Source organism: Streptomyces sp. NBC_00569 (genome assembly GCF_036345255.1).
Classification (GTDB): Bacteria; Actinomycetota; Actinomycetes; order Streptomycetales; family Streptomycetaceae; genus Streptomyces.
Window position 1 is genome coordinate 10,299,375 of record NZ_CP107783.1, and the last position, 25,115, is coordinate 10,324,489.

The following is a 25,115-nucleotide window of genomic DNA, read 5'->3' on the forward strand; positions in this document are numbered from 1 at the left end:
CACCCTCGCAACATCTCAAGGTGACGACATGCCGCTCACACGCTCCGACATCCGCAGGACTGCCGAAAAGTACCTGGCCCGCCACCCAGCCGAGCGCGACGCCCTCGCCGGGCTGATCACGCTCCTGAACGGGGCCGGCGACCCGACCGACCGTGCGACGCTGCCCGGACACGTGACGTGCAGCGCGGTGGTCATCGACCGGGAACAGCGCGTCCTGCACATCGGTCACCGGAACACGGGTTTGCTTCTGACCCCTGGAGGCCACATCGAGGGAGACCGGACGCTCCTGGCTGCGGCGCTGCGCGAGGTCTGTGAGGAGACCGGGCTGCAGGCGAGGGATCTTTGCTTGATCCCGCAGTTCCTCGGCTCTCCCATCGACGTCGACACCCACGACATCGACGCCAACCCCTCCAAAGGCGAACGCCCGCATCAGCACTTCGACTTCCGCTATGCCTTCTACCTCAGCTCCGACGAGCATCCTGAGCTCGCGCTGCAGGACGAGGAGGTCGACGGTGCCCAATGGCTCGAGTTGGCCAAGGTGCGCTCGTCGACCCTGCGCAACAAGCTCCTGGCCGCGCGCGCCCAGGGCATGGACGGGAAGCCGGAACCCGTGAACGCCTGCGCGCTGATCCACGACGGGGCCGGTCGCTACTTGCTCCATCTGCGCGACCACAAACCCGGCCTCATCTGCCAGTCGGGGGCGTTCGCTCTTCTCGGAGGCGGCCGCACGCACGACGACCAGAGCCTTGAGGACACGCTGCTGCGGGAGTTGTCCGAGGAGGTGCCCGAGCTCCGCCTTGAGGACGTGAGGCCCTACGCCGTGGAGGCCGACACCAGCATCGACGGCCTCAGCGTCCCCGTCCAGGTCTTCGCCGCCCGGTGGCGCGGCAACGCCGAGCGTCTCGCGCTGCACGAGGGTGTGCTGCTGCGCTGGTTCGCCCCCGATGAACTGGACCGGCTGCGTCTGAGCCCCGCCACCCGGGACCTGATTCACCGGCACGCGGCCGAGAACCCCCCAGACACCAACCAGGCCGCGGCTCCCGCCGTGTGGGACGGGGGCAGCCAGACGGTGCTGAATGGCATCGGAGTCCACCTCCACCTCGAAGACGCCGAAGGCCGGGTACTTCTCGGCCTGCGCCACCCCGAATCAAAGTACGCGGGCGACACATGGCACTACCTCGCCGGCCGATGCGAGCAGGAGTCCGCCCTCGCCTGCCTGGTCCGCGAGGCGAGAGAGGAGGCCGGCCTGGTCATCGACCCCGCGGACGTGGAGCTCGCGCACGTCGTCCACGTCGTCGACACCCCGGGCTCGCTGCCGTTGATGCAACTGTTCTTCAAGGCCAGCCGGTGGGAGGGGGAACCGAAAGTCCTTGAGCCCGACAAGTGCCTGACGTGGAAATGGTGGCCGCGACACGAGCTGCCGGACCGGATCGTCTCCTACACCCGAACGGCCATCGCCGCGATCGCCGAAGGCCGCCCCTACTCCCAACTCAGTTGGTGAGCAGGGTGAGCACACCCATCGTGGAGAGGGCCCGGCCCGAGCCCAGGCGCGCGGCGCGGAAGGGCCTGGAGGAGCCGGGGGTGCACTGTGATGCCCCGTGCTGAGACTCCATCCGCCTCCGGCACCTCGCTGTGGCGGCACGGGGACTTCCGCCGGTACCTGACCGGCCAGGCCGCGAGCGTGACCGGCAGCTCGATCACGCAGATGGCGCTGCCGGTCCTGGCCGTGCTCCATCTGGACGCCACCACCGCCCAGGTCGCCTGGCTGGCGTTCTTCGGACAGCTCCCGCCCGCGCTGCTTGCCCTGCACGCCGGCGCCCTCGCCGACCGGCACTCCAAGCGCCGGCAGATGATCACCGGTGACCTGGTCAGCGCCACGGTGCTCGCCACCGTGCCGCTCTCGGCCGCGCTGGGCACCCTGACCCTGTCCCAGCTCATGATCGTGGCCGTGGTTCAGGGAGCGGCGAGCGTGCTCCATGACGCGGCGGCCATCAGCCTGCTGCCCAGCCTCGTCGAACGGTCCTTGATCCAGCGGAGCAACAGTCGCGTGGGCGCACTGTTCGCCGTCGCTGCGACCGCCGGAAGCCACTTCGGCGCCGCGCTGACCGCGCTCCTCGGCCCCGCTCGGGCCCTGCTCGGCGACGTCGTCTCCTACCTGATCAGCGTCGTATGCACCGCCCGCATCCAGACCGCCGAACCCGCCCGCGCACGCGCGGAGACCCGCCGGCTAAGCCGCGAGATCGCAGAGGGCCTGCGGTACGTACGCGGCGACGAGCGGCTATGGACCCTGACCCTGGTCAACGCCACGACCTCGCTCGCCCTCGGGCTCCTCAACACCCTGTGGGCCCTGTATCTGCTGCGGACGTTGCAGATCAGCGCGACAGCGTTCGGCGTCGTCCTGGGAGCCGGCGCCCTCGGCGCGGCCACGGGAGCCCTGACCGCGCCTGGCCTCACCCGCCGCTACGGGCCGGGACCGATGATGCTCACCGCCCTCGCTATGACCCCGGCAACTCAACTGCCCCTGCTGCTCGCCTCTCCCGGCCTCGCCTGGCAGACCGTGATCGGAGGTGCGCTGTTCGTGCAGCTGGCGTGCGCCGGAGCGGCCGGCACCACGCAGCGTTCGATCCGGCAGATCGTCACGGAAGCTTGCATGCAGGCCCGCATGCAAGCAGTCAGCACCTGTCTGACCTCGGCTGCCCGCCCACTAGCGGCACTCCTCGCCGGAGGTCTGGGCGTGTGGGTGGGTGTCCGTCCCGCGCTGATCACCGGCGCGGCTCTCCTCACCGTGCCGTTCGCCGTCCTGACGTGCTCGCCCCTTCGAGGTCTGCGTCACATGCCCGGCCACCCGTCCTCGCCTTCTGACGCCGGGGACTCCGCCATGTCCGAACAGTGCACCCCACCAGTGCTACCGGGGCCGTCGCGCCCCGGAGCAGCCTGTACGGGCGAAGGAGAGGCCCTGTGACCCCGGGCACAACCCCCAGACGACGGTCACCGCCAATCCTCAGGCGGTCCAGGCCACGTCAGGCTGTGGACGCGACCCTCGGGACGGCTGCGGCTCCCCAGGACGAATCGGACATCGCAGCCATGCGGGCGGCGATGGTCACGCGAGTCCGCGACGCGGGCGATGTACGACCAGGCCCTGTGAGTGAAGCGCTGCTGGCGCTGCCCCGCGAAGTGCTGATGCCGCAGGCGTACGTGCGGCGCACTGCGGACGACGAGGAACCGCGGCGTTGGGACGTCTTGGACTGGGCCATACCAGCCGACCGCGGTGAACTCGCCCAGGTGCCCCGGCCCCCGTCCTATCTCCGAGGCCAGGCCGCACGCGTGTAACTCGTCGTCACCCACCCCGACCTCCGGCGTCGCGGGTACGCCCGAGCCGTCGTCGCCGCGCTCCTGTACCAGCTCACCGCCGAGGACACCACGCTCTTCGAGCTGCACACCAGCCCACAGGCCTCTCTGCTGGCTCCCGGGGATCCTTCCATGGGCGTCCGGTGCGCGCCATCGCTCAACTCCACCGCTCCGCGCGGGGGCCGCGCCCTCGCTGTGGGCGCGGCCTGAGAGTCGCCACTGACAACCGGGCTGGGCCAGGCCCTCACGAGCCAACTGCCCGCCGATGCGGCCAGTCAGCCAGCGCGTCACCAGACGGTCGTCCAGACACGCGCAACTTGAGCGCTGGACAGAGCCATAGGTACAGGGCCGAACGGCCCGATGGCGTGAGGGTGCGTATTGAGGAAACCCAGGTCGACAGCGGGGGCGCTCCATCACAAGTCGCGGCGTCAGGCGGTCCGTTGCCACATCTGGAGGGGCGGCTGCGCGGCCTGAGATGGATGGCCATGACCTCGTAGGATCGAACGGTGACTCAGACCCGGATGCAACGATCGACGCGACGGCCTTCCCACTGTTCGTGGAACTGGGACCGAGCATGATGCTGCTACAACCCGTGCCGCGTGACGCCGTATCGGGACTGGACGAGGCCTATACCGAGGCCTCGCTCGACGGGACAACAGGCATCCAGAGCACGGGAACGACGATCGACGCACACTGGCGGGTCGCACCGGACCACGCCCAGGTGCTCCTCGTCCTCAAAGGGCGGCAACCGAGCACGTTCGACCTCTCGGTGCGTTTCGGCGCGCAGGAGCCGGAAGAGAAGGAGTTCTTCCTCGGGCTGGCCCACCATGAGGAGACGAAGGGCCCGGTGAGCCTGTCGATCTACCCGGACAAGGAAGGCGTCGTCCGCGCAGCTGCCGCGCTGCAGGCCGGGGACGCAGACCTCTTCTCCAGCCTGGGGGCCGGTGTCGAGAGCGCGATGCCGTGCCGAACGCTCAAGCGGTTGGCTCGCCAGCCGAGGTGACCTCGCTCTGATCCGTATCTGCTCACCGGCGGCTTGTGACCTCGATCGTCTACGCAGCCGTTGACCTCCGTGATAGACCCTGGGTCGTTACGAGGTGGAGCACGATGGTTAGTGAGGTCAAGTGCCAGAGCGACGACCGCGGTTGAGGGTCCGGCAAGTCACTCCGCGCCCCCCTATGGCCGCCACCAACCGGATACGCGGGGGTCACGTCCGCTGGAGTGGTGTATTGACGGCCACTCGGTGATCTCGTTTTGAGGCTATGCGGTGAGTTCGGTGGGCAGGGCGGTGTCGTCGGTTTCTGACTCGATCGGGTGGAGGCGGGTTTTGGCGAGGAGGTCGAGTCCCATGTAGCGGCGGGCTTCGGTCCACTCGTCGTTCTGCTCGGCCAGGACCGCCCCGACGAGCCGGATCACGGCGGTGCGGTCGGGGAAGATCCCGACCACGTCGGTGCGACGGCGGATCTCTTTGTTCAACCTCTCCTGAGGATTGTTCGACCAGATCTGCCGCCAGATCTCCCGCGGGAACGCGGTGAACGCCAGCAGATCGTGCTGGGCGGTGTCCAAGTGGGCTGCTGCCTTGGGGAACTTGGCCTCCAGCGCGTCCAGAACGTGCCGCATCTGGGCCTGGACCGCCTCGCTGTCGGGCTGTTCGAAGACGGTCCGCAGCAAGGTGGCCACCCAGGGCTGGGCCGATTTCGGAACCTGGCTGAGTAGGTTGCGGGCGTAGTGGGTGCGGCACCTTTGCCACGAAGCTCCGGGCAGCACTGCACCGATCGCGTCGACGAGGCCTGCGTGGGCGTCGGAGATGACGAGCTGGACGCCGGACAGGCCGCGGGCGATCAGTGAGCGCAGGAAGGCGAGCCAGCCGGCGCCGTCCTCGCTGGAGGCGACGTCGATGCCGAGGATCTCGCGGTGTCCGTCGGCGTTCACGCCGACCGCGATCAGTGCGTGGACGCCTGTGATGCGGCCGCCCTCGCGGACCTTCTGGGTCAGTGCGTCGACCCAGACGAACGTGTAGGGGCCGGCGTCGAGCGGCCGGTTGCGGAAGGCTGTGACCTGTTCGTCCAGGTGTTTGGCCATCGCGCTGACCTGGGACTTCGACAGTTGGGTGACGCCGAGGGAGGCGGCGAGCTTCTCGACTCTGCGCGTGCTCACGCCGAGGAGGTAGGCGGTGGCGACCACCGAGATGAGGGCCTGTTCGGCCCGGCGGCGTCGCTCGAGGAGCCAGTGGGGGAAGTAACTGCCCTGGCGCAGCTTGGGAACGGCCAGTTCGACGGTGCCGGTCCTCGTGTCCCACTCGCGTGGGCGGTAGCCGTTGCGGTGGTTGACGCGGTCGTCGCTGACCTGCCCGTATTCGGCGTTGCAGAGGGCATCCGCCTCCGCGGACATGAGTGCGTCGGCGAACGTTTTGACCATCGCGCGCAGCAGATCCGGACTCGCCGTGGCGAGGTTGTCTTCCGCGAGGGCGTGCAGGGGCAGACTGTCAGGTGCGGTCATCGTGCTGATCTCCTTCGAGGCTTCGTCACTTCGAAGATCAGCCGGTGGCCGTTCATCTATGCGGGCACCATCCCGATGCCGGGGCAAACCCCCGGATCAGGTCGAACCCGTACACCACTTCCCTGGACGCAACCTTTGCTGCGCGTCGTGCGACGGCATCTTGGTGCACCTGACCACCCGTGCCGCCGGAGATGTCCAGTTGCCACAGCTTGCCCCCACCAGGGCCATTCACTGGGCTCTTATGAACTAACCCGCGTCTGAGGCGAATCAAGGAGCGAGAAGCAGCATCTTCTATACGGTTTCAGTATCGAACTTGCTAGTGTGTCATACATGTCGCTTGGTACTGAAGAACTGTTGAGGCTTACGGTGTCGGCGCTGATGAGTCGGGTGGGTGAGCGGCAGGGGGATCTTGCGGTTGCGTTGGGGCAGGCTCAGGCGCAGGTGTCGCGTAAGCAGTCGGGTAAGCAGCACTGGACTCTGGATGATGTGGACCGGCTGGCGGCGCATTACGGGCTGGGGGTGCTGGATCTGCTGGCCGGCCCGACGCACGCAGTGACAGCCCTCGCCGCGGACCGCGACGGTGGTGCCGCGCAGGCCTCGCTCCTGCTTGCTGCGTCCCCCGCAGCGCTCACGCGAAGTCCTGCGCCGGTGCCGCGCAATGAGGCTTTGGGCGGGCCGTGCGTGCTGTGCGGGGAGCCTGCCACGGAGGCGGTGGAGGGCATGTGGCAGCACCTGACGAGCGAGGAGTGCACCGAGGCCCTGGACGCGGCTGCGCCGCTCGCGCCGTTGGCCGATTACACCGAAGGCGAAGACCAGGAGGAGGAGTTCGCGCCTACCGGCCCGGGGGAGCCTGCGGCGCCGTACCCCGGCGATCCGCAGCCTGAGCCTGAGCCTGAGCCTGAGGCCGAGGCTGCGGATGTCGGCTCGGACGTCGTCGCGGTCTCGGCTGCACCTGCGGCGTGTGAGTCCGTTCGGCAGGTGCCCGCGCCGGAGCCTGACTCGGCCGTGGCGCCCGTGGAGCCTGCCGTGCCGGCGCCCGTACCCGTGCCGGAGGGGGAGCCCGCTCCGGCCGTCGTCGGGGAACTGGCTCCGGTTGCTGCGGAGGCTTCGCGGCCGACGGTGAGTCGGGCACCCGGCTACGCCTCGGGGACGCTGGTCGACCAGATCCACGCCCGTGTGCGGGATGTCCTGAGTGAGCATCAGGGAGACGTCGAGACGGCGCAGGCGGCTCTCATCAAGCGTGCGATCCCGGACGTGATGGCGTTGTTCGAGCGCTCCCGGGTCGGCGGACGCTACGCGCACTCCAAGTTCCCGCCGACCGATGACGTTCTGCGGAAGAAGTCGCAGAAGGGTGCGGATGAAATCTGGGAGGGCCGCCCGAAGTGGCGCAATAAGACGGCTTTCGATCTGGCCAGGAAGGGCCAGGACATCGAGGTGACTGCCCTGGACATGAATGCGGCCTACCTGTCCGCGTTCAAGTGCTGGCTCCCGGTCGGAAAGCTGGTGGAAGACACGACGGGCGTGCACGAGCCGAGAAAGTCCGGTGTCTACCAGATCACCCCGGCCGAGTGGACACACGCCAACCTGCCCAACCCGCTGGGGAACCGGCAGGAGCCCGGGCCGCTGTGGGTTCCTGACTCCCTGTTGCGGCTGCTGCTCGACTGCGCGCGGTGGGGTCTGTGTGAGGCGCCCGTCATCCACCGGGCCCTGTTGTCCGGCGGTACGGAAAGTCTGCTCGAAAAGCTGCGCCGTGCTCTGGCGGAATCACGGAAAACGGCTGTTGCGGAAGGCGACGAAGTCGCCGTGGAGTACGTGAAATCCATGTATTCTAAGTTCGTGTCCACGATCGGTGAATCCAGCACCAATACGGATATTCGCCGTCCGGACTGGATGCACATCATCCGCGCCAAGGCATTCACGAACCTGTGGCGCAAAGCCTATAAGGCGAACACGGCGGGGTTGACGGTGGTGGAAATTTCCGGAACGGACGAACTTCACGTTGCGGGGGACTGGCGTCCGGTGTTCCCTCAGGGGCGCGACCTGAACCAGGTCAAGGAAAAGAAGCTCTACACGCTCGGGGGTAAGCGATAGTGGCCGGGTCGCCAGAATTGTGGGCACGCTGGGGCGACTGGAAGAAATTCGATACGCGCGGGATGAAGGGCGGCGAGGCCCTGATCCTGGAACTCAACCGCATCGTCTACGAGTCCGGCTTTTCCTCACCCATCACCTCGACTCGCGGCCAGAACGCCCGGCTGCGCTACCTCGACAGCAAGGCCGGCCGCGCCGAGCTGAGCGCCCAGGGCGTCACCGACCGCGCCATGCGCTCATGGTTTAAGGGCAAGTCCCGCCCCTCCAAAGCGAACTTGGAACGCCTCGACAGCGCGTACTGGGTCCGCCGCCGCGAGAACCTGATCCGCTCCGGCTCACTCAAGCGCCACCTCGACAACGACGGCCAAGGCCGCCGCATGGAGATCTACCCCGTCGACCAGAGCGCCGTCACCCCCAGCCGCGCCCGGACGAACATCACCGAACGCTCGATCACGGTCCGATACGTGTGGGCCGACATGGTCGATGCCTGGGCCGCCCAGGACGCCGGCCTGATGGACGAAATCTGGGACGACGTCATCACCGACCTCGACAGCGACTACGCCGCCTACGCCTACGTGTCCTCCGTCGGCATCGGCGCCTGACGCCAGATGTAAGGTCTCAGATTTCGCTGCACCGTCTCACGCTCCGCTTCATATCGGCTGCACTAGGGCCACTGAGCGAGGCACCCCACGACGTGAGCAGGGTCCGGCACACAAGTCGTTCCGCGTGAGCTTCTCCAACTGCGCATATAACAGTGGGTGATTGATCGAGATGCCAGGGGTGGCGAGGCCTGTTTCGCTGATGTGGCCCGCTCTTCCTCATCACCCAAGGAGTGATCATGAGCGTTGCAGGCGAGTCCGGTCGTGCCCAGCAGATGCGTGCCCGGGCTAAGGACCTCGAACAGGCCGCGGAACGCGCCACTGACCCGCAGGAGCGCCAGCGCCTGAAGGACCAGGCCCGCCACCTCAAGGCGCAGAGCGAGCACACAGGCGGTACGCGCACGCCGGACACCGACCCGACGGTGTCGTCCCACCGGTAGCCGAGCACAGACCACCGGCCGGGGGCCGACCCCCGTGGCTCTCCGGGCACGCGAGAGGCCCCCGGCCGGTCACCACTGTCTCCGCTCAAGAACAACCCCTCCGCCGCCAACAACACCTGCAAGACCACCGCACCCCACCGGCAGTACCGCCGAACGTTCCGCGAACTCGACCGGCTCGCCCGGCAGCTGACAGGGATGACCGGCACCTGGTCCAGGCCCTTGGCGATGCCGATTGACGGTGTCGACACCCAGGTCTGAGGCCGTGAGGCGCCTCCGGGCGACGCGCCCCCAGGGTCCGGCTCTGACCTGCGACAACGAGACTGCGCCCTCGGCGACGTCGGGGTTGCGGAACCGCGACTGCGGGGGCGCCAAAGCCGTCGCGGGTGACCGTTGAGACGGGGCACGTGTTCTCCTGACACCCGACTCTACCAGCGGTAGAGTCGGGTGTATGAGCGAGACGAAAGCGACGACCAGCATCAAGACCACACAAGCCGTCCGCGACCGGCTCAAGGTCCTGGCAGACGAGCGTCACATGACCCTGACCGCGCTGCTGGCGGAGCTCGCCGAGCGGGAGCCGACCGAGGCCGAGCGCGAGCAGCGGGCCCAGGACGCGGCCCGCGAGCTGGGCATCGAGTACACCCCGAAGATGAAGGCGACCGGGGCCTCGGCCTGGGAGAAGATCCGCACCCACCGGGCGGCCGGCCACAGCAGCGGCCGCGCCGCGTGAGCGACCACAGCGAGACCGCCGTCCTGGACCACACAGCGCTCGTCGCCCTGTACGACGCGGACGAGTTCTTCACCGGCCTCTACATCGAGGCCAGCCACCAGCGCGGACACATCGTGGTGCCGGCCGCGTGCGTGTGGGCCGCAGAGGTAGCCCGCCCGGGAGCCGGTGTCCACGCCTCCCAGCTCCGCCATGTCGAGCATCTGCCACTGACCACCGAGCACGCACTGCAGGCCGCAACCTGGCCGCGCACTCACCTCGCCGCCACGCACCCGGCGGCGATTGCCTGGGAAGCCGGACTCGCCGGGACCCCCGTCACCGTGCTGTCCCTCCAGCCAGAGCTCTACGCGGACACCGGCATCACGCCCCTCGACCCCAGCGAATAGCGCAGGAGCCCCACTCCATGACTTTGTCCAGAACTCGTGGACAAAGCCATGGCGCTCAAGGCCCGGCACACGATCGTGTGCCGGGCCCTTTTGCGTTTTGCGCATGTAGGTGGTTTTCCGCACGGTCCGGATCGGGTGCCGCGCAACGCCGCAGGCATCGCGGCGGTGTTGGCCGGCGCCGGACTTCCGACGGGGGTGAGTGGCGGATGGGTCAGGGTGGTTCTATTCACGGATCCCGGCTCTGGCTCACTTTCCGTGGAGCGTGCACGCTGAGTGACAGTTACCGATCCAACCGTCGCTCGGAGCGGTGCCTGAATGGCCAGGCTCGGCTCTCCGCTGTGCACGAGGTTCAACCACAGCAGTCAGCTTGTGGCTGTCTCCCATGCGTCCCCTACGCAGCCTTCCTCGTAATCCCACCGCCCATCGGTCGATCCCTGGGTCAGCAACTCCCGGATCGCCATAAAGTCGGCGTTCGCGGGCACATTGAGTGCCACCATCCCGAACTGGTCCACGCCCTCGCCGGAAACACCCAGCGGTGCGAACAGGTCGAGCACGGCTTGCCGTTCCAGTCGCGACGGCCCGTCTGAGAACGGAATCACGCGCACGGTGCAGTTACCCGACCACTGCACCCGCTCCTGGAAGTAGCGGCGTCCGTCTCCTTCCACGCGAGTCCGGACAATGTCGCCGCACGCCAGATCACGAACGAAGAACGGCACGTTGTCGATGCGGACCAACTCGTCGCCGACATCAACCGCCCAGAGGCTCTCGCCACCTACCGGCGGCCAGCCCTCTTCGTCCTGGTCAAGGGCGAACCGCACCTTCACCAGCGCACCCGCAGCATCGTTCATCACGCCAGCATGGCGGATGGAGAACCCTCGGTCCCATCCAGGCAGAACTGCATCTACAGCGAGAAGCAGGCTCGACGGCACACACGCAGTCGTTACTTGGCGTGCATCTCCACAGAATGTGAGCCAGAACCCGGATCCCGGCAGCAGATGTACGGCACTTCGGGAGGCGGCCGGCCGCTGCCGAAGCCGATCACGAGAACGGGAGGCATCTCGTCCCTGGCAGGCCCGGCTTGTAGGGCCCAGCCCCGTTGGTGAGGGTAGGTCCCTGGGCCGGTGAGTATCGGTCGGCGAGTCTTGATCACTTCTGAGCCTGCTGGCTAGGTTGGCCGGCATGACTGACCCCAGAGCCCTCGCTTGGCCACCTGCTCCGATCAAGACCGAGCGGCTCGTACTCCGCGGGTCCGAAGCCCGGGATCGTCCGGCGGTCATCGAGCTCAACGCCTCGCCAGAGGTGGGCACCTACCTCGGTGGCCCTCAACCGCGTGCCGAGCTCGAACGCACGGTGCCCGAGGTACCCGGGCAGCGCCCCGGCTATTTTGTGATCGATCTTGACGGGGCGATGATCGGCACGATCATGCTCGGTCCGCACGCAGAGGGTCCGGGGCACGTCCGTCCGGACATCGGGAAGACCGAGCTCGGCTACCTGCTCCTGCCGCAGGCGTGGGGACACGGGTACGCCACCGAGGCGTGCGCAGCGGCACTCGACTGGTTCGCCGACGCGCTTCCCGGCGAGGCGGTGGTGCTGCGCACTCAGACCGCCAACGAGCGCTCGATGCGCCTGGCGGCAAAGCTGGGGTTCACCGAGGTGGAGCGGTACGAGGACTACGGCGCCGAGCAGTGGTTCGGCGTGTGGAGGTCGGTCACGCCGTCCGATTGAGCTCGTGCTCGACCACGCGGATCCGCAACTCGACAGCACCGCTGAGACGGAGCCCAGCGCTGTTGAACTCGTGAACATTCACCAGGCGGAGACGGCCGAACGCCTCCCGAAACGCTGTCCGTTCTCGTGGACGAAGCCAGTCAGAGCAGCCCGCAGGCGCGTTGGGCCTGGGAGGCGGTCATGACGCGCTTCGCGTCGGCATCCTGGAGTGCCTGCAGTTCGGACTTGTCCGGGTGACCGTCGTCGGCGATGCGGCGCTCCAGGTCCTTCTTGATGGCGTTGTAGTCGTTCTCGGCGCTGTCGGCGGCGGCCATCGCCGTGGTGCACACGTCGCGCGTAGCGATGGGAGCGGCATGGGCCATCGGGGAGAGCGCGAGCACCACCAGGGCGCCGGCCGCGATCGACGGCAGTCGCAGGGACATCATGGGGGAGGGCCTTTCGGTGGCGGAGCCGGTCGGGTCAGGACGACAGCGTGACCAGCCGGGTGTGGTCCTGTGCGTCGACGCACGCCTGGTAGGGGTTGGGGTCGCCCGGCCGCTCCTGGCACTGCCACGTGGTGCCCGCCCTGCGGACCTGGACGGGTTTGGCCGCCGTGCCGTGCCAGGCCTTGGTGTAGGCGGCCGCCGCCTGCAGCGCGGCGCCGCAGGACACGTTCCCGGTCGCCGACACCGCGAGCCCGGTGGCCCCATCCGTCCCGCAGTAGGCGGCCTTGGGGGCCGTGCCGGAATCGGCGAACGACTGGGCCGGAGCGGCGAGGCAGAAGACGGCGGCGCCCAAGAGGACCGCAATCCTTCCCATCCTGATCGAGTGCACGTCGATACCTCCTCATTCCGAGTTCTCTGGGTTGCCTGGGCTGTGCGCTGTCTGGAACCGAGTACCTGGTCGCGCTCCGCGCAACCGTCTCACTACGTACCGGCACCCTGGGTGACCGCGGTGACCGCGTCGCCCGTGGGGGCGGGGATCGGGTCGATGGCGGGCTGGTCGCCCGGGGTCGGATTCAAAATCGGGTTGACCGTGGGCTGGGCGTCGCCGGGGTCGGGTTCGATCATCTGCGCTACCTGCGCCAACCTGGAGCGCCTCGACAGTGCGTACTGGGTCCGCCGCCGGGAGAACTTGATCCGCGATCTGGGACGACATCATCACCGACCTCGACAGCGACTACGCCGCCTACGCCTACGTGTCCTCCGTCGGCATCAGCGCATGATGCCGACGTCCGAGCTGTCCGGGCATCAGCAACTGCCGGGGTTGCCTGCTCGCAAGTCTCAAGTTCGAACTCAGTAAGGTTTGGCAGCCAGGTTCGCTGGGGGCGGTCCCAACAGAGGGGGATTATGGGTTTCTTGTGCATTCTGGCGATATCTGCCGTTTTCCCGATCGTTCACAGGGGCGGGGTCAAAGTGCAGCTCACGGGGCACCCGCTTGGTGGCGCGGTGATTCGGGTGCTGGCGTTCCTGATGCTCGGGGGAACCGTGGCCTGGCTCATCCTGGGCAATGTCTCCTTCGCCGGATTGTGATCTTCAATTATGTGGTGAGGGATGAGTCACGTGGGCCAGATTGGTCCTGGCGAGGCGGCCGTCGATGAGCTCGCTCGGGAGTCGGACACTCTGCCCTTCTCCCGTTAGAGGGCCCGCTCAGGCGGAACATTGCGACCTCGCCGCGAGGCCAGGCGCTGTCGGCACGGGTCACTGCCCGCAGTGCGGGCACCGGCCGCTGGGCCGGCCTCGGGTCTCGACCACCAGGCCCCGCTCCCGCAGCCGCCGCAGGTGATAGGCGACGCTGGACGTGCTGGTCAGTCCCACGGCCGCGCCGAGCTCGCGCACGGACGGCGCCTCGCCGTGCTCGGCGATCCACTCGCGCGCGCACGCGACGATGCGGCGCTGCCGGTCGGTAAGGGCGTACGGGGCGGTAGTGCTCATGCATTTCAGTAGAGCATGTGTTCGATTTTCTGGGCGAGTCCCCGGCAGGGGACTCGCCCACCGCCGCCTCGCCGGTTGTCCCGTGCCATTGAAGATTGATCGTTGCCAGCGAAGGTTGACGATCAGTCAGTTCGCGCCATGGAACATTGATCGGCACGCTGCCTCGGCGGACCCTGATGCTCATCCAGCAGTGCGTCCGGACGGCCGCTGGTAGCGCGTCCAACCGCCCATAACCGCAGGTAGAGCTATGCTGCGGGCGAGTGGTCTGGTACCCGCGGTGACACGGAACAGCCCCCGCCGCGGCCGTACCCGGCGCGATCGTGCCTCACGTGAGAGAGGTCGGGATCGGTGTGAGACTGGGCCCGGAAGGGTGATCCCCATGTCGGACCCATCGCACGCGTCCGCCAGTGCCGACCCCGTCGTCGATGAGAATCGGCTGGAAGGCCTGATCATCGAGGCGCAGACGGCCCTGCCCGTCGAACTGCCCGCCCTGGCGAACCGGTGCGCCTCGGCCCTCGGTCTGGACACCGTGCTGATCTACCTCGTCGACCTGCAACAACGGCTGCTCATCCCACTCGACGAGACCTTGGAGTCGCTACCGGTGGCCGACTCGTTGGCCGGCTGGGCGTACCGCACCGTCTCCCCGCGGGTGGCCGACGCCGACGACGGCGTGATCGTCTGGATGCCTCTGGTCGACGGTGCGGAGCGGCTGGGCGTGCTGGCGGTTCGGACCGCCTCGCTCGACGGGGCGCGGATACGCCGCAGCCTGATACTGGCGCATCTGCTCGCCATGCTGATCACCTCCAAGCGCGCCTACAGCGACTGGCTCGTCGCCCGCACCCGCACCGAGACCATGCGGTTGCCCACCGAGATGCTGCGGGCCTTCCTGCCACCACGAACCATCGGCAGCAGCAGGTGCGTCTCCACCGCGGTCCTGGAACCGGCGTACGACGTCGCCGGCGACGCCTTCGACCACTCGGTGGTCAAGGACGTGCTGCACACCCTGATCCTCGACTCCATGGGGCACGATCTGACCTCCGGCCTGACCGCGTCGGTCGCCATGGCAGCGGCGCGGAACGCCCGCCGCGGCGGTTGCGACTTGGCCGACGTCGTCGGGTTCGTCGACCAAGCGCTCGCCCGGTGGCTGCCCGACCAGTTCTGCACCGGCGTGCTATGCCGGCTCGACGCGCAGACCGGGGTGCTGCGCTGGGTCAATTGCGGTCACCCACCGCCGCTGCTGATCCGTGCCGAGCGGGTGCTCGATGGGGCACTGGACAGCCCCCCGCAGCCGCCGATCGGCCTGGCCGGCCAACTCGCCCCGGCAGCCCGACAGGTCCACGAGACGACACTGGAACCGGGCGACTGCGTGCTGCTCTACACCGACGGCGTTATAGAAGCACGCGACACGGACGGCGCGGAGTTCGGCCTCCACCGGTTCACCGACTTCATCATCCGCTCCTCCGCCGCCGGCCAGCGCCCGGCCGAGGTGCTGCGGCTGCTCATCCACGCCATCCTCGACCACCAGCGCAACCAACTGCGGGACGACGCGACCATCCTGCTCTTCGAATGGCACCCGCAGCACCGATGACGGGCATTGCGCCGAGCCTCGCTGCTTGTACGCCGTCCTCAGCGCACCTTGAGCGCGTGCCAACGGAGTCTGAGCGGCTCTGGCGGCGCCTGCGCGCCGGCTCTCTCCAGTTGCCGCTGGGGCGTGCTCAGCGCTTTCTGGAAGAGCGGGTGGAACGGCCCGCTCTTCCAGGAGGAGCGCACCATGGCGCAACCGGTAAGCCGGCCAACAATCAGTGCCGAGCAGTTCAGTCGAGTGCGCGACGAGATTAGGAGCACGGCGGCCCCCGAGAAGGACGCTCAGTCCATCCGGGACTGCGCTCTGCGCATCGTGCAGATCCTGGGTCTGGCGCTATCCACGGATGACCTGGGCAGGCTCCTCACCGAGCTCATGGCCCCGAGGGTGGCCCCACCCCCAGGGAGCCCTCAGTTCCTCACCCGAGAGGACATCCTGGACATGCCCGATGAACAGCCAGGAGAGGATGAAGGTCCGGTCAGGTAGGCCGGGCCGTCACGTGCCTAGCCCCACCGCTCAATCTTCGATGGCAAGTGGTTCGCTGGCGCAGGACAGCCGGTCCGCGCCCTGACGTGTTGTCAGTGGCAGCTGGTTCCCTGGTGGGTCCGGCACGCCAAGGGGCATGCCGGTGCTGGAGGGGGAGGAGCAGCCCATGGTGCACGTGGAGGCATACGAGCGCGCGGACGGTACGAAGGTCAGGTCCCACTCCCGGTGGGCGGCGGGCGCGCGGGGACAGATGACGGTCCTGGCCCTCGTCGCCTTGGTGATCGTCGGATTCAGCGGGACCGGGGCGAGCGGCGAAGGCGGGAGAGGGCAAGGGAAACCGGCGCCCCGGCCGCAGTCGACGTCGGTGTACCCGGTCAAGTTCCGGGGTTGGAAGAATCCGGCGCCCCGGCCGACGCCGACTGTGTCGTACCCGATCCGCTGGGACCGGTCCCGGTGACCGCGCAGATCCCGGACTTGTCAACTAAGCTTCAACTCATGAGCGCACTGGAGCTGACTCTCTCGGAGCTGCTGAACAAGCCCAAGGCCACGCTGGCGAACCTGCGCGGCACACGGCGGATAGTGCTCCGACGCCGCGATGACGAGGACCTGGTGCTGACCACCGCCGCGCGGGCCGACCAGGACCACGAGGTGATGGACGCCACCAGCCGGATGTTCGTGGAAATGATGCGCACCCCCAAGGGCCGCACCCTGGTCCTGGACGTGCTGCCGGCGACCTTCCCGTGGGTGCGCTACCTCCCCGCGCACGACGTGCGCGCCTTCTCTGTCGAGCTGGTCGATGCGCTCGGCGCCGCAACGTTGCTGGACAACACCGCGGGCGTCGCCCAGCTGCTCACCGAGTGGCGGCACACCGCCGAGGTGCACGCCGACCCTGAGCTCTACGCCGCGCTGACCACCGACTCGGGCGAGGACTACGGACCGGTGCCCGAACCCGGAACTGCCGCGTGAGCCCAAAGCGCGGAGACCGCGCCGCCCCGCCGCCGGGCCCCGACGAGTGGGACATCCGCTTCGCAGGCGGCGAAGCCGCCAAAGGATGGGAGCAGCTGAGTACCCAGGCCGCGGGCAACACCCGCGCCGCCTGGCACCTGATGCGCACCGACCCGGCCCCGGCCGCCCGCACCGAGCGCCATCACCGGCTCAAGGGCGAGCTGGCCCACGGCGAGCACCGCGGCGAGACGATGGACCGCTGGCAGATCGAGGTCACCGCCGGCGGCCGCGTCTGGTACCTGCTCGACGTCGAGCGCCGCACGGTCTGGATCGACCGCGCCTCCACCGGCCACCCCAAGGCCACCGACCGCTGACCGCGCCGGCGGGACCGTCCAGGCGTTGCGTGCTCAGCCGGCGGGCTTGACGCGCCCGGCCTCGACCTTCGCCAGGCAGACGTTGCACAGCGGGCTGGCCGGGCGGCCGTACGCGGCGGGCCCGTATTTCTGGGTCGTGTTCTCGCACCGCGGGCCCGCGCAGGGGCCGGTGAAGGAGGCCGGGCACGTGGGCGGCTCGTACGTGACCTCTTCGAGGGCCGGGGCAGCCATCGCGGTCGTCCTTCGACTAGTTGAACGAAGAAATGATACGGCGCCCAGGCTGAGACGGTGCGGCTCAGTCGTCCTGGTGGGCGCGTGCGGCTCGCACCGACTCTTCCAGCGCGGCCATCAAGTCCATCGCCGGCGCGGGCTCGGGCGGTGCGGCCAGCTCGCCGCCGGACACCTTCGCCTCGACCAGCTGCTCGAGTGCGTGACGGTACTCATCTTGGAGCTGGTCGACCTCGACACCCGTGAGTTCGCGCATGAGCGCCTCGGCGAGTTCCAGCTCCCGGTCGGTGACCGGTGCGGCCGGGGCGAGGCCCGCCGGATCGCGGAGTTCGTCTTGCCACAGCAATGTCTGGAGGACGAGCACGCCGTGGCGTGGCCGCAGCAGTGCGATCCGTTCCCGGGAGCGCACGGCGACCTTGCACACGCCAACCTGCCCCGTGCGGGCGAGCGCCGCGACGAGCAGCGCGTACGGCCGGTCGCCGGCGGGCCGTCGGGGCCGACGTAGTACGGCCTGCTGAACGAGATCGGGTCGATGTCCTGCCCGGGCACGAAGCCGAGCACGTCCACGACGTGCCGGGTCGCCAGCGGCAGACGCTCCAGGTCCTCATCGGTCAACGGCACCAGCTGCCCATCCGGCAGCTCCCAGCCGCGCCCGACCTCCTCGTACGGGATTTCACGGTCCTCGGCTTCACAGAACCGCCGGTGCTGCACCCTGCCGCTGTCCGCGGCATGGATCTCCCGAAGCCGGACTTTGTGTTCCTCGGTCGCCGAGAACAGCTTCACGGGCAGCACGACCAGCCCGAACTGGATCACGCCGGACCACAGGGCCCTCATGCCTTAAGCGTCCATCGCCACCGCTCCGGATGCCACCTCGGCCAACATCGCGACGACGGGCCCTTTTGCGTTTTGTGTATGTGGGTGGTGTTGAGGATTCCGCATCGGGCGCGCGCCCTCGGTAATCCCCTTTCGCGCGTCACGCTTCCGCCTGGACCCCAGAGGCAACCGACCGCTGACCGCGCCGCGAGGCCGACGGCCTCGCCGCCGCCGGGTAGGGCCGGGGATCAGCTCAGGGGCCAGCTGTCGGGCAGGGCGCGGGCGAGCTTCCGGGAAGCCAGGCGGGCTTGGGGGCCGACGCGGTGGGGGCGTTCAACTGGCCGGAGTCGCTGGGGAGCCGGTCCAGGATGCTGCGCATCATGGCCCCTGTCGCCTGGGGGACCCGGTCCGAAATGACGATACGGGCGAACGGCGAGGCCGCTGAGTGGAAATCGATACGGGTCACCGGGAGTTTGCGGGGGCGGATCGCGACGAAATCCTGCGTCCCCGCGTGCTCCCGCACACCGAGGCAGAGTGCGCCTGGGATCCACACGCCCCGACCGGGTGTGCCGCGCAGGACGCGGCGCCAGGAAGGCTCAACGGTCGCCTTTGTCACCGCGCACAGCGGCACGTTGACATCGCCCCGGCGTGCGACGACCTTCTCCCACCAGGCCAGCCTGACAATCAACTCGTCACCTCGGACTGTAAGCCGGGCCATGGCTGGAGCACCTCGCCTTCGCGATCCTTCACCGTCGCGGTTGCCTGGGCAACTGTGTCGAAGACGGGCATCACGTCGGTCAACTCCGTGATGTGCAGGAGGCGCCGGATGCGCCACTGCGGGCATACCAGGCGAAGCTGGCCCTGACGGCCCTTGGCCGCGTGATGCGCGGCGACCAGCACGCTCAGGCCGCTCGCATCGCAGAAGTCCAGCCCGGACATGTCCAGAACGACCCGTGCCGGGGTGCGCTCGGCAATGACCTCTTCGAGGTGGTCGCCCAACTGGTTCCCGGTAGCGACGTCAAGCTCACCACTCACCTCGACGACCGTCCATCCCTCGTGGCGACGGGACGACACCCTCAGCCAGTCCATCAACTTCACCCCCTCAGCCTGTGTCGGGAACGCCCACCGATGCGGGCGGCTGAGGGCCCGCGGGCGACGTCGCAGGATGGCCTCCGCTCACACGGCGGCCATCCTGCACGCGGCTTGCAACAGCACCAACGGGAGCACCCCTCTCTCACCGAGCTGCTACGCCCTATAAATCCCATATAGCTTGGTTTGTAATCAAAAGCAATACCCCCTGAGCAGGAGGTTTGGTGCCGGAAGCCAGCCGGTGGAGCCAGCCCCCACACACCCTTGCCACTGCGTGCAGGTGCACGTCGTGGCCCTTGGGCGGGCGGCCCACCCCGTCACTCAAGCCCGCCTACGACGGCGGAGCCTCGATGGACCTCCTCGCCGAGCGCACCGGGCTGATCGACCCGATCTACACCGCGCTGGCAGCCTGGTGGGCGACGGCGGGGCGTGTCGGGCGGTCCGGCAGCCCGGGTAGCCAGGCAGGCTTCCGGGGCTTCTCACGTCGCGGGGCCTGGCTCAGATTCCGATTCTCCGCGTCGGCCGCGAAGGTGCTCGACACTCTGCCCGAGCACGCCGAAGAGGTTGTGTGGGATGTCCTGGACGCCGCCGCGGCCGACCCGTGGGGCTTTCGCCAGTGGAATGCTGACGACCCCGAAGGCGAGGACGTGCGCCTCGCGTCCGTCGGTCAGCTGTCCCTCTTCTACTGGATCAACAGGCCCCGGCACCGCCTGGCCGTCCTGAACATCGCCTGGTTCGGGTAGCCGGCCTTTCGTGGCGGCTATGGGACAAGGATTCCGCCAACGTGAACAGAGGGCGATGGACGGTCTACACCTCGGGGCGAGCAGTTGGCACAATGCGCAAATGGATCTAGGGGGAACGGCATCAATCGCCGCTGCAGCGGCGGTAGTTGGCGCGGGTCTTGGTGCGTTCGGGGCCGTCCGTGCTGCCAGGCATGCAGGTAGTTCACAGCGGCGCTCGCAGCATGAGCACTGGCGTCGGCAGACTCGGGCCGATGCTTACACCCAGTTCGTCAGCGCGGCAGAGGATCTTGCACCAGCGCTCTCTGCGATCACCCGCGCCTCGGATCCAGCACCACCGGAGCTCCAGGAAAGGGTCTTAGAAGCGCGACGGCTCATGTCAGCGCTCTCGAAGGCAGAGAACGCGGTGGGGCTGGCAGGGCCTGGCCGCGTAGCCACGGAAGCCAAGTCGGTGACGCGGGGATACGGGTTCATCCTGCGTAGCACTCTCGTGAGGCTGGGGTTCGAACCAGCCAGACGACGCGACCCGCCATCGTTCACGCCTGCGCACTGGCCGAGCCTGACTCATTTCCGGGAGCTGGCCCGATCCGCCCTCGACGATCCGGACGGCGCCCTCGAACATCAGTGACGGGTGTTCCCTCGAGCACCAACGCCAGCGGGGTCCTTGACAACGCGCACCGGTCTCTCATTCGTCGCATGCCGCGGCGGGCGCGGGGCTCTGACCCGCACTTGCTGAGGCGCAGGGGCGGGGCACTTCGGGCTGCTCAGGCCGGATCATCGGGAGACCGCCCGTACGATGATCATGTGACAGTTCGTCGTGTTCTTGGCTCCGGTCCTCAGGCCGCGCGCACCATCCGCGCCTCGCAGGCCGATCTGATCGACGCTCTGCCAGGCATCCGGCTCCCGGACGTTGCCGAGCTGCGCGCCCGGGGCGTGGTCGGAGGCCCCACGGAGACAGGGCCGGCCCCGCGGCGGACCCTCGGAGCCGGCCGCCGTGTCGACGAGGAGTCCTCCGCCTGAGGTGACGGTCGTCGTGCTGCTCGTCGTCGGCACAGCCACCCGCTTTTGCCCGGGCACCGGTCGCTGAGGTGAGTACCTGATCCGAGTGGAACGCACAGAGGCCCCGGACGTGCCGCCCGGGGCCTCTGCCGGGGATAACCCAGTGACGTGAGGCCTGCGCCTTCGGGATGATGCTGGTCCTGCGGCCACACGGGGTGGAGGAACCGATGCCACAGATGCAACCGGCGGAGGCGCTGGCGACGTGTGAGCAGGCGTTGCGGAGCCTGATCGCCACGGTGTTGGCCAAAAAGCTGGGCAAGGACTGGGTCTCCCAGGTGTTCCCCGAGGAACGGGTGATCAAGATCCGGGGGATCCGGGATGAAGAGGCCGGCCGCCGCACACGCCGCGGGGTCGCTTCGGTACCAAGTAGCGAGCTGGCGTACGCCCAGTTCTTCGACATCCTCGCCCTGCTGAAGAAGTACTGGGCAGACTTCAAGCCCGCCCTGGGCAATCAGAGCGAGACGTTGGGGCTGCTCAGCCGCTTCGAAGCACTGCGCAACTCCGTGGCACACAGCCGGGACCTGCTTCCCTTCGAAGAGGAACTCCTGAGCGGCATCGCCGGCGAGATCCGGAACAGGGTGACCATCTACATGAGCAGCCAGGACCTGACGGGGGACTACTTCGCGCGCATCGACAGCGTCACGGACAGCCTCGGGAACTGCATCGACAGCTTCCCGCCAGACCCGATGGAGCCCGGGGTCGCGCTTCGGACCCGAGCGGTGCTGCACCCAGGCGACACGATCACCTTCCGGTGCCGCGGCACCGACCCCCAGAGCCGTGACCTCACGTGGTGGGTCCTTCCGACCCGCGACACAGACAACCCCCGCTACACGGGCCGAGATCTCGACATCGTCTGGCGCGTCAGCAGTGCCGACATCGCCGCGCGCCGGGATGTCCACATCTACATGAAAAGCAGCGGCCCCTACCACCGGGTCAACGCCGGGGAGGGCTTCGACTACTGCGCCACGTTCATCTACACCGTCCTCCCCGGCGAAGACTCCACGCGCACGACGTCCTGAGGCGCCAAACCGGAAGACAGGAACGAACGACGACGGACGTGCACCCCTCCGTGCTCGCGGCGCTGGACGCTGCGTCGTCGGCCTCCTACTCGCGGCCGAGGAGAACCGTGCGTTGCGATCGGAGCCAAGATCGCTCGGCTAGCATCTCGGATGCATCGCCGCGGGCGAGGAAGGTTACCCATGGCTCGTGGCCCTGGCGGCCGAGTTTTTCGATGCGCTCTGCCTCGCGGGACTGGACGGCCTCCAGGGCATCGAGTACGTCTGCCGGCCGTGCCCCGTAGGCGGCGCAAAGGGCGTCGAGGCGGCCCCGAAGGGTGTGCTCACCGGCGATTGCTGCTCGCTGCTGCTCGACGGGGCGCAGTGGCACGGCGTACCAGGCCAGTTGTGCAAGGTCGTCGAGGGCGTGGCCGGGTGCTGCGAAGTCCCAGTCGATGAACCCGGCCAGGTGGTCGCCGTTCCAGATGGAGTTCCATGGACCGAGGTCTCCATGCCTGATGATCATGCCGGGCTTCCAGGCGTCCTCCTGGCCCTGCCATCGTGCGTCGGCCGGCGGCTGGAAGTCCCGGACAGCGTCGTGGTATTCGCGCAGCCAGCACCCCAGTTCGCTGATTCCGAGGGTCGATCGCAGAGCCGACGGCCAAGGGGAGAACGCGGGTTCGCCGTGCACCAGCGACAGCACCTCATGGGTGCCGTCAGTGCCAAGGACCCGCGGAGCCCGAGCGAAACCCACCGTTTCTAGGTGGGTCAACAAGGCGTGTACCGCGGACGTCCACTCGCCGATGGGCCGGCGGATCGTCTCTCCGATCCGCCGCACCGTGGTCACGCTGCCCTTGTCCGTAGCGCCATCCGCGATCATTGGGTCAGGGTAGTCCTGCCGCCCACGTCGTCGTCATGGATATCGGCGCGCACAACAGTCAGCGCGTTACGCCCAAAGGGCTGTCCCGTAAGCGGTGCGCCTTCTGAGTAGCGGCCTGACCTGACCGAGTGCAGGCTGTTGACCAGGGAGAGTGAGGGCTCAGTAGGAAAGCGCTGGCCAAGGAGTTCACGTCCCGTCTAGGTTCGGGTGATGGCCGAAGGATCTTCTCTCACTGCTCCGACGCTCTTGTACATCGTCGGGCCGCCTGCTGTTGGCAAGGCGACCGTCGGTCACGAGATCGCCACGCGCACCGGGCTTCGCCTGTTCCACAACCACATGGCGATCGAGCCGGTCCTTCGTTTCTTCGACTTCGGCAGCCCGGCGTTCGTGCGCCTCGTTGACGGGTTCCGGCAGAGCTTGATCGAGGAAGTCGCCGCGAGCGACCTGCCTGGCCTGATCTTCACCTACGTGTGGGCATTCGACCAGCCAGACGGTCAGCGGGCGTTGGAGCAGTACGCCCTTCCGTTTCGTGAGCGAGGCGGCCGAGTTCTCTACCTCGAGTTGAAGGCGAGCCAAGAAGCCAGGCTGCAGCGGAACATGGGCGCGTCCCGGCTCGCGGAGAAGCCATCCAAGCGTGACCTCGATGCGTCGCGGGGTCGGCTCCTGGATATGGACGAGAGGCACCGGCTCAACTCCACTACGGAGTTCCAGGACCGTACGGACTACCTGCGGATCGACAACACCCACCTCTCGCCAGAAGACGTTGCGAAGCAGGTCATCGAGCAATTCAGTCTCGATGGCTGAGTGATCACGATGTGCGATGATCGCGGCCGTGGCTGGTGTGATCACGGCGTCTGAACCGTCCTGGATAGCCCCGTTCACCGGGCTGAGCCCGCGCTGCTTCGGGAAGTTGGTGACGGCGCTGCGAAGCGAGGGCGCGGACGAGCCCGGGCGGGGCCGGCCGTGGAAGCTGTCGCGACGGCCCCGCACGCATCGTCTCCGACGCGATCCTCCCGGTACGCCCGGCCGACGGCCTGGCCCTGGAAGCGGTCTGCACCGGCACGGACAGCGGTGAACGGCCGTGCCGCTGCCGCGTCCGGCCTTCGCGGTCACCACGCCCGCGAGGGCGCAGGCGCTCGCCTGTGAGTGGCCCATCCCCGACCTGCTCCACGCCACGATGGGTCTGGAGCGCGTCAGTGTCACGGTCACGGTGTACGAGGGGGCCTGATGCGCGCGATCGTCTGCGGTACCTGCGTCACCGGCACCGGGATGCTCCGCGTCCTGCCTGACCGGACCTTTGAGTGCCCGAGCGGCCACCAACTCACCTTGCAGGACGTGGACTTGGACGGCGGGCACGTGTGGGCGGTCGACGCCTCCGGCGCTCTCGGGTACGTGGTCCACCCGGCCCTTTCGCTCGAAGTGATCGCCGAAGCGATCGACGATCTGGCCGCCTCTGGCGGCTGCCCTGACCCTGCGTATGCGGCTCGCGCGGCGCTGGACAAAGCGTTGGGCGCTGCCTCGATTTCGTGGCAGCCTGCCGCGCCGGAGTCGTCGCCTGACGGGTAAAGGATCGCAGTAATCCAGGTATGCGGAAGGTGCATTTTCTTGAAGGGTCTGGGGGAATGCACTTTCCGCATAGGGTTGTGTTTTGCGGTTTTGGTATGGGGTTTGGTGGGCTTCTTTCTGTGATTCTCGGGCCCTCTCGCGTGCGGCCTTTCTTGTTGGTGCGTCTTTTGTTTTTGGGGATGGGGCGGGTTGGGCGTGGAGCGGATTTCGGCTCGATATGGAATCGGCGCCCTTTCTATGGTGGTGTAGACCTATTTCCAATGGGTGATGGTGTGTCATGTTGCTGTGGGTGATGGTCTGTCAGGGGTGTGGTTTGGCTTGACACAGCCTCACTTGTGGGAGCATTCTGTAGTTGCAAGGGAGCGCGGGAGCGCGGGAGCGCGACCCGGTGACCGGAGGCCCGCAGGGCCGAGGGAATCACCACCGGGGGTTCAGCGGCCGAATCAGCCCCTTGAGCAGGGATTATGACTCTCCTTCAGGGGAGTCTGGGCAGGGGCCGGCTCTTCAGACGGCCCGCAGACCCGGTACAAGCCGGGCAGCCCCGCAGTCACCGCAGGTGACTGCCAGCCGAGATCACTTCCCCCGGCGCCGCGCAGCGCGCGGTCCCCTGGGAGTGACGCAGTCACTCCGCGTCAT

General features: G+C 68.0%; 29 protein-coding genes and 2 pseudogenes. 20 read left to right on the plus strand and 11 right to left on the minus strand.

Features of this window, described 5'->3' with window-relative positions; translation table 11 throughout:
• Window positions 1–28 precede the first annotated feature (28 nt).
• The 4 genes from OHO83_RS46665 to OHO83_RS46680 all read left to right on the plus strand — a co-directional run bounded on the left by OHO83_RS46665 (window position 29) and on the right by OHO83_RS46680 (window position 4,351).
• Window positions 29–1,501, plus strand: coding sequence for an NUDIX domain-containing protein (locus OHO83_RS46665; RefSeq protein ID WP_266681984.1), 1,473 nt, complete (start codon window positions 29–31; stop codon window positions 1,499–1,501).
• Between the two features lie 90 nt (window positions 1,502–1,591).
• Window positions 1,592–2,962, plus strand: a complete 1,371-nt coding sequence (locus tag OHO83_RS46670; RefSeq protein WP_266681986.1) for an MFS transporter — start codon at window positions 1,592–1,594, stop codon at window positions 2,960–2,962.
• Window positions 2,963–3,141: 179 nt separating this feature from the next.
• Window positions 3,142–3,330 (plus strand): hypothetical protein, encoded by a 189-nt coding sequence (locus tag OHO83_RS46675; RefSeq protein ID WP_266681988.1) that lies wholly within the window; start codon window positions 3,142–3,144, stop codon window positions 3,328–3,330.
• A 493-nt stretch (window positions 3,331–3,823) separates the two neighbouring features.
• Window positions 3,824–4,351 (plus strand): hypothetical protein, encoded by a 528-nt coding sequence (locus OHO83_RS46680; RefSeq protein ID WP_266681990.1) that lies wholly within the window; start codon window positions 3,824–3,826, stop codon window positions 4,349–4,351.
• 257 nt (window positions 4,352–4,608) lie between these two features.
• Here OHO83_RS46680 and OHO83_RS46685 read toward each other — a convergent pair whose 3' ends face one another.
• Window positions 4,609–5,847, minus strand: a complete 1,239-nt coding sequence (locus OHO83_RS46685) for an IS256 family transposase (protein ID WP_266681992.1) — start codon at window positions 5,845–5,847, stop codon at window positions 4,609–4,611.
• A gap of 330 nt (window positions 5,848–6,177) precedes the next feature.
• Between OHO83_RS46685 and OHO83_RS46690 the strand changes: the two genes are divergently transcribed.
• The 5 genes from OHO83_RS46690 (at window position 6,178) to OHO83_RS46715 (ending at window position 10,084) form a co-directional block, all read left to right on the plus strand.
• Window positions 6,178–7,938, plus strand: coding sequence for an acyltransferase (locus OHO83_RS46690; protein ID WP_266681994.1), 1,761 nt, complete (start codon window positions 6,178–6,180; stop codon window positions 7,936–7,938).
• Window positions 7,939–8,000: 62 nt separating this feature from the next.
• A complete protein-coding gene (locus OHO83_RS46695; protein ID WP_266681996.1) occupies window positions 8,001–8,537 on the plus strand; it encodes a hypothetical protein in 537 nt (178 codons plus the stop codon).
• 236 nt (window positions 8,538–8,773) lie between these two features.
• Window positions 8,774–8,974: a DUF6381 family protein gene (locus OHO83_RS46700; protein WP_266681998.1), complete on the plus strand. Its 201-nt coding sequence runs from the start codon at window positions 8,774–8,776 to the stop codon at window positions 8,972–8,974.
• A 448-nt stretch (window positions 8,975–9,422) separates the two neighbouring features.
• Window positions 9,423–9,701 carry a hypothetical protein gene (locus tag OHO83_RS46710; RefSeq protein WP_266682000.1) on the plus strand — a complete coding sequence of 93 codons (279 nt, stop codon included), beginning with the start codon at window positions 9,423–9,425 and terminating at the stop codon, window positions 9,699–9,701.
• Entirely contained in the window at window positions 9,698–10,084 is a 387-nt protein-coding gene (locus OHO83_RS46715) for a hypothetical protein (RefSeq protein ID WP_266682002.1), read from the plus strand. The genes OHO83_RS46710 and OHO83_RS46715 overlap by 4 nt, the downstream gene beginning before the upstream one ends.
• Before the next feature lie 362 nt (window positions 10,085–10,446).
• Here the strand turns inward: OHO83_RS46715 and OHO83_RS46720 are convergent, their stop codons facing one another.
• The gene (locus OHO83_RS46720; RefSeq protein ID WP_266682004.1) at window positions 10,447–10,932 is read right to left on the minus strand and encodes a DUF4265 domain-containing protein; all 486 of its coding nucleotides are present in this window, start codon (window positions 10,930–10,932) and stop codon (window positions 10,447–10,449) included.
• 331 nt (window positions 10,933–11,263) lie between these two features.
• Between OHO83_RS46720 and OHO83_RS46725 the strand changes: the two genes are divergently transcribed.
• Window positions 11,264–11,809, plus strand: a complete 546-nt coding sequence (locus OHO83_RS46725; protein ID WP_266682006.1) for a GNAT family N-acetyltransferase — start codon at window positions 11,264–11,266, stop codon at window positions 11,807–11,809.
• 140 nt (window positions 11,810–11,949) lie between these two features.
• Here OHO83_RS46725 and OHO83_RS46730 read toward each other — a convergent pair whose 3' ends face one another.
• The 4 genes from OHO83_RS46730 to OHO83_RS46745 form a co-directional block, all read right to left on the minus strand.
• Window positions 11,950–12,234, minus strand: a complete 285-nt coding sequence (locus tag OHO83_RS46730; protein WP_266682008.1) for a hypothetical protein — start codon at window positions 12,232–12,234, stop codon at window positions 11,950–11,952.
• A gap of 34 nt (window positions 12,235–12,268) precedes the next feature.
• Window positions 12,269–12,622 carry a hypothetical protein gene (locus OHO83_RS46735; RefSeq protein WP_266682010.1) on the minus strand — a complete coding sequence of 118 codons (354 nt, stop codon included), beginning with the start codon at window positions 12,620–12,622 and terminating at the stop codon, window positions 12,269–12,271.
• Between the two features lie 92 nt (window positions 12,623–12,714).
• Entirely contained in the window at window positions 12,715–12,858 is a 144-nt protein-coding gene (locus OHO83_RS46740) for a hypothetical protein (RefSeq protein ID WP_266682012.1), read from the minus strand.
• A gap of 630 nt (window positions 12,859–13,488) precedes the next feature.
• Window positions 13,489–13,722, minus strand: a complete 234-nt coding sequence (locus tag OHO83_RS46745) for a MarR family transcriptional regulator (protein WP_266682014.1) — start codon at window positions 13,720–13,722, stop codon at window positions 13,489–13,491.
• A gap of 379 nt (window positions 13,723–14,101) precedes the next feature.
• Here OHO83_RS46745 and OHO83_RS46750 point away from each other — a divergent pair, with 379 nt between their 5' ends.
• The 3 genes from OHO83_RS46750 (at window position 14,102) to OHO83_RS46760 (ending at window position 17,109) form a co-directional block, all read left to right on the plus strand.
• Window positions 14,102–15,310: a PP2C family protein-serine/threonine phosphatase gene (locus OHO83_RS46750; RefSeq protein WP_266682016.1), complete on the plus strand. Its 1,209-nt coding sequence runs from the start codon at window positions 14,102–14,104 to the stop codon at window positions 15,308–15,310.
• A 975-nt stretch (window positions 15,311–16,285) separates the two neighbouring features.
• Complete coding sequence (locus OHO83_RS46755) at window positions 16,286–16,756, plus strand: hypothetical protein (protein ID WP_266682018.1); 471 nt, start codon at window positions 16,286–16,288, stop codon at window positions 16,754–16,756.
• Window positions 16,753–17,109: a hypothetical protein gene (locus OHO83_RS46760; protein WP_266682020.1), complete on the plus strand. Its 357-nt coding sequence runs from the start codon at window positions 16,753–16,755 to the stop codon at window positions 17,107–17,109. Before OHO83_RS46755 ends, OHO83_RS46760 begins: the two co-directional genes overlap by 4 nt.
• 33 nt (window positions 17,110–17,142) lie before the next feature.
• Here OHO83_RS46760 and OHO83_RS46765 read toward each other — a convergent pair whose 3' ends face one another.
• The 4 genes and pseudogenes from OHO83_RS46765 to OHO83_RS46780 all read right to left on the minus strand — a co-directional run bounded on the left by OHO83_RS46765 (window position 17,143) and on the right by OHO83_RS46780 (window position 19,239).
• The gene (locus OHO83_RS46765; protein WP_266682022.1) at window positions 17,143–17,340 is read right to left on the minus strand and encodes a hypothetical protein; all 198 of its coding nucleotides are present in this window, start codon (window positions 17,338–17,340) and stop codon (window positions 17,143–17,145) included.
• Window positions 17,341–17,404: 64 nt separating this feature from the next.
• Window positions 17,405–18,171 (minus strand): annotated as a pseudogene (ku, locus tag OHO83_RS46770) (non-homologous end joining protein Ku).
• Between the two features lie 232 nt (window positions 18,172–18,403).
• Window positions 18,404–18,838 (minus strand): hypothetical protein, encoded by a 435-nt coding sequence (locus OHO83_RS46775; RefSeq protein WP_266682024.1) that lies wholly within the window; start codon window positions 18,836–18,838, stop codon window positions 18,404–18,406.
• Window positions 18,835–19,239 (minus strand): STAS domain-containing protein, encoded by a 405-nt coding sequence (locus tag OHO83_RS46780; protein ID WP_266682108.1) that lies wholly within the window; start codon window positions 19,237–19,239, stop codon window positions 18,835–18,837. Before OHO83_RS46780 ends, OHO83_RS46775 begins: the two co-directional genes overlap by 4 nt.
• A gap of 296 nt (window positions 19,240–19,535) precedes the next feature.
• On the opposite strand from OHO83_RS46780, the gene OHO83_RS46785 reads away from it, so the two are divergent.
• From OHO83_RS46785 to OHO83_RS46795, 3 genes are all read left to right on the plus strand, one after another.
• Window positions 19,536–19,982 carry a hypothetical protein gene (locus OHO83_RS46785; protein ID WP_266682026.1) on the plus strand — a complete coding sequence of 149 codons (447 nt, stop codon included), beginning with the start codon at window positions 19,536–19,538 and terminating at the stop codon, window positions 19,980–19,982.
• A gap of 801 nt (window positions 19,983–20,783) precedes the next feature.
• On the plus strand, window positions 20,784–20,999 hold the full coding sequence (locus OHO83_RS46790; protein ID WP_266682028.1) for a hypothetical protein: 216 nt from the start codon (window positions 20,784–20,786) through the stop codon (window positions 20,997–20,999).
• 206 nt (window positions 21,000–21,205) lie between these two features.
• Window positions 21,206–22,057, plus strand: a complete 852-nt coding sequence (locus OHO83_RS46795; RefSeq protein ID WP_266682030.1) for a Swt1 family HEPN domain-containing protein — start codon at window positions 21,206–21,208, stop codon at window positions 22,055–22,057.
• 85 nt (window positions 22,058–22,142) lie between these two features.
• Here the strand turns inward: OHO83_RS46795 and OHO83_RS46800 are convergent, their stop codons facing one another.
• Window positions 22,143–22,913, minus strand: a complete 771-nt coding sequence (locus OHO83_RS46800; RefSeq protein ID WP_266682032.1) for a phosphotransferase — start codon at window positions 22,911–22,913, stop codon at window positions 22,143–22,145.
• A gap of 210 nt (window positions 22,914–23,123) precedes the next feature.
• On the opposite strand from OHO83_RS46800, the gene OHO83_RS46805 reads away from it, so the two are divergent.
• The 4 genes and pseudogenes from OHO83_RS46805 to OHO83_RS46820 all read left to right on the plus strand — a co-directional run bounded on the left by OHO83_RS46805 (window position 23,124) and on the right by OHO83_RS46820 (window position 24,479).
• Window positions 23,124–23,717: a hypothetical protein gene (locus tag OHO83_RS46805; RefSeq protein WP_330278392.1), complete on the plus strand. Its 594-nt coding sequence runs from the start codon at window positions 23,124–23,126 to the stop codon at window positions 23,715–23,717.
• A 28-nt stretch (window positions 23,718–23,745) separates the two neighbouring features.
• Window positions 23,746–23,901, plus strand: a pseudogene (locus tag OHO83_RS46810) (IS5/IS1182 family transposase); the annotation flags it as partial.
• Window positions 23,902–23,994: 93 nt separating this feature from the next.
• Window positions 23,995–24,141, plus strand: coding sequence for a hypothetical protein (locus OHO83_RS46815; RefSeq protein ID WP_330278391.1), 147 nt, complete (start codon window positions 23,995–23,997; stop codon window positions 24,139–24,141).
• Entirely contained in the window at window positions 24,141–24,479 is a 339-nt protein-coding gene (locus tag OHO83_RS46820; protein WP_330278390.1) for a hypothetical protein, read from the plus strand. The genes OHO83_RS46815 and OHO83_RS46820 overlap by 1 nt, the downstream gene beginning before the upstream one ends.
• Window positions 24,480–25,115: the final 636 nt, after the last annotated feature.

What these genes read in the sequence shown, in the direction of transcription:
- OHO83_RS46665 (WP_266681984.1), top strand. Translation starts at nt 29, where the DNA reads ATGCCGCTCACACGCTCCGACATCCGCAGGACTGCCGAAAAGTACCTG.
- OHO83_RS46670 (WP_266681986.1), top strand. Translation starts at nt 1,592, where the DNA reads ATGCCCCGTGCTGAGACTCCATCCGCCTCCGGCACCTCGCTGTGGCGG.
- OHO83_RS46680 (WP_266681990.1), top strand. Translation starts at nt 3,824, where the DNA reads ATGGATGGCCATGACCTCGTAGGATCGAACGGTGACTCAGACCCGGAT.
- OHO83_RS46685 (WP_266681992.1), bottom strand. Translation starts at nt 5,847, where the DNA reads ATGACCGCACCTGACAGTCTGCCCCTGCACGCCCTCGCGGAAGACAAC.
- OHO83_RS46690 (WP_266681994.1), top strand. Translation starts at nt 6,178, where the DNA reads ATGTCGCTTGGTACTGAAGAACTGTTGAGGCTTACGGTGTCGGCGCTG.
- OHO83_RS46695 (WP_266681996.1), top strand. Translation starts at nt 8,001, where the DNA reads ATGAAGGGCGGCGAGGCCCTGATCCTGGAACTCAACCGCATCGTCTAC.
- OHO83_RS46700 (WP_266681998.1), top strand. Translation starts at nt 8,774, where the DNA reads ATGAGCGTTGCAGGCGAGTCCGGTCGTGCCCAGCAGATGCGTGCCCGG.
- OHO83_RS46710 (WP_266682000.1), top strand. Translation starts at nt 9,423, where the DNA reads ATGAGCGAGACGAAAGCGACGACCAGCATCAAGACCACACAAGCCGTC.
- OHO83_RS46720 (WP_266682004.1), bottom strand. Translation starts at nt 10,932, where the DNA reads ATGAACGATGCTGCGGGTGCGCTGGTGAAGGTGCGGTTCGCCCTTGAC.
- OHO83_RS46725 (WP_266682006.1), top strand. Translation starts at nt 11,264, where the DNA reads ATGACTGACCCCAGAGCCCTCGCTTGGCCACCTGCTCCGATCAAGACC.
- OHO83_RS46730 (WP_266682008.1), bottom strand. Translation starts at nt 12,234, where the DNA reads ATGATGTCCCTGCGACTGCCGTCGATCGCGGCCGGCGCCCTGGTGGTG.
- OHO83_RS46740 (WP_266682012.1), bottom strand. Translation starts at nt 12,858, where the DNA reads ATGATCGAACCCGACCCCGGCGACGCCCAGCCCACGGTCAACCCGATT.
- OHO83_RS46745 (WP_266682014.1), bottom strand. Translation starts at nt 13,722, where the DNA reads ATGAGCACTACCGCCCCGTACGCCCTTACCGACCGGCAGCGCCGCATC.
- OHO83_RS46750 (WP_266682016.1), top strand. Translation starts at nt 14,102, where the DNA reads ATGTCGGACCCATCGCACGCGTCCGCCAGTGCCGACCCCGTCGTCGAT.
- OHO83_RS46755 (WP_266682018.1), top strand. Translation starts at nt 16,286, where the DNA reads ATGAGCGCACTGGAGCTGACTCTCTCGGAGCTGCTGAACAAGCCCAAG.
- OHO83_RS46765 (WP_266682022.1), bottom strand. Translation starts at nt 17,340, where the DNA reads ATGGCTGCCCCGGCCCTCGAAGAGGTCACGTACGAGCCGCCCACGTGC.
- OHO83_RS46780 (WP_266682108.1), bottom strand. Translation starts at nt 19,239, where the DNA reads ATGGACTGGCTGAGGGTGTCGTCCCGTCGCCACGAGGGATGGACGGTC.
- OHO83_RS46795 (WP_266682030.1), top strand. Translation starts at nt 21,206, where the DNA reads ATGCCACAGATGCAACCGGCGGAGGCGCTGGCGACGTGTGAGCAGGCG.
- OHO83_RS46800 (WP_266682032.1), bottom strand. Translation starts at nt 22,913, where the DNA reads ATGATCGCGGATGGCGCTACGGACAAGGGCAGCGTGACCACGGTGCGG.
- OHO83_RS46805 (WP_330278392.1), top strand. Translation starts at nt 23,124, where the DNA reads ATGGCCGAAGGATCTTCTCTCACTGCTCCGACGCTCTTGTACATCGTC.
- OHO83_RS46820 (WP_330278390.1), top strand. Translation starts at nt 24,141, where the DNA reads ATGCGCGCGATCGTCTGCGGTACCTGCGTCACCGGCACCGGGATGCTC.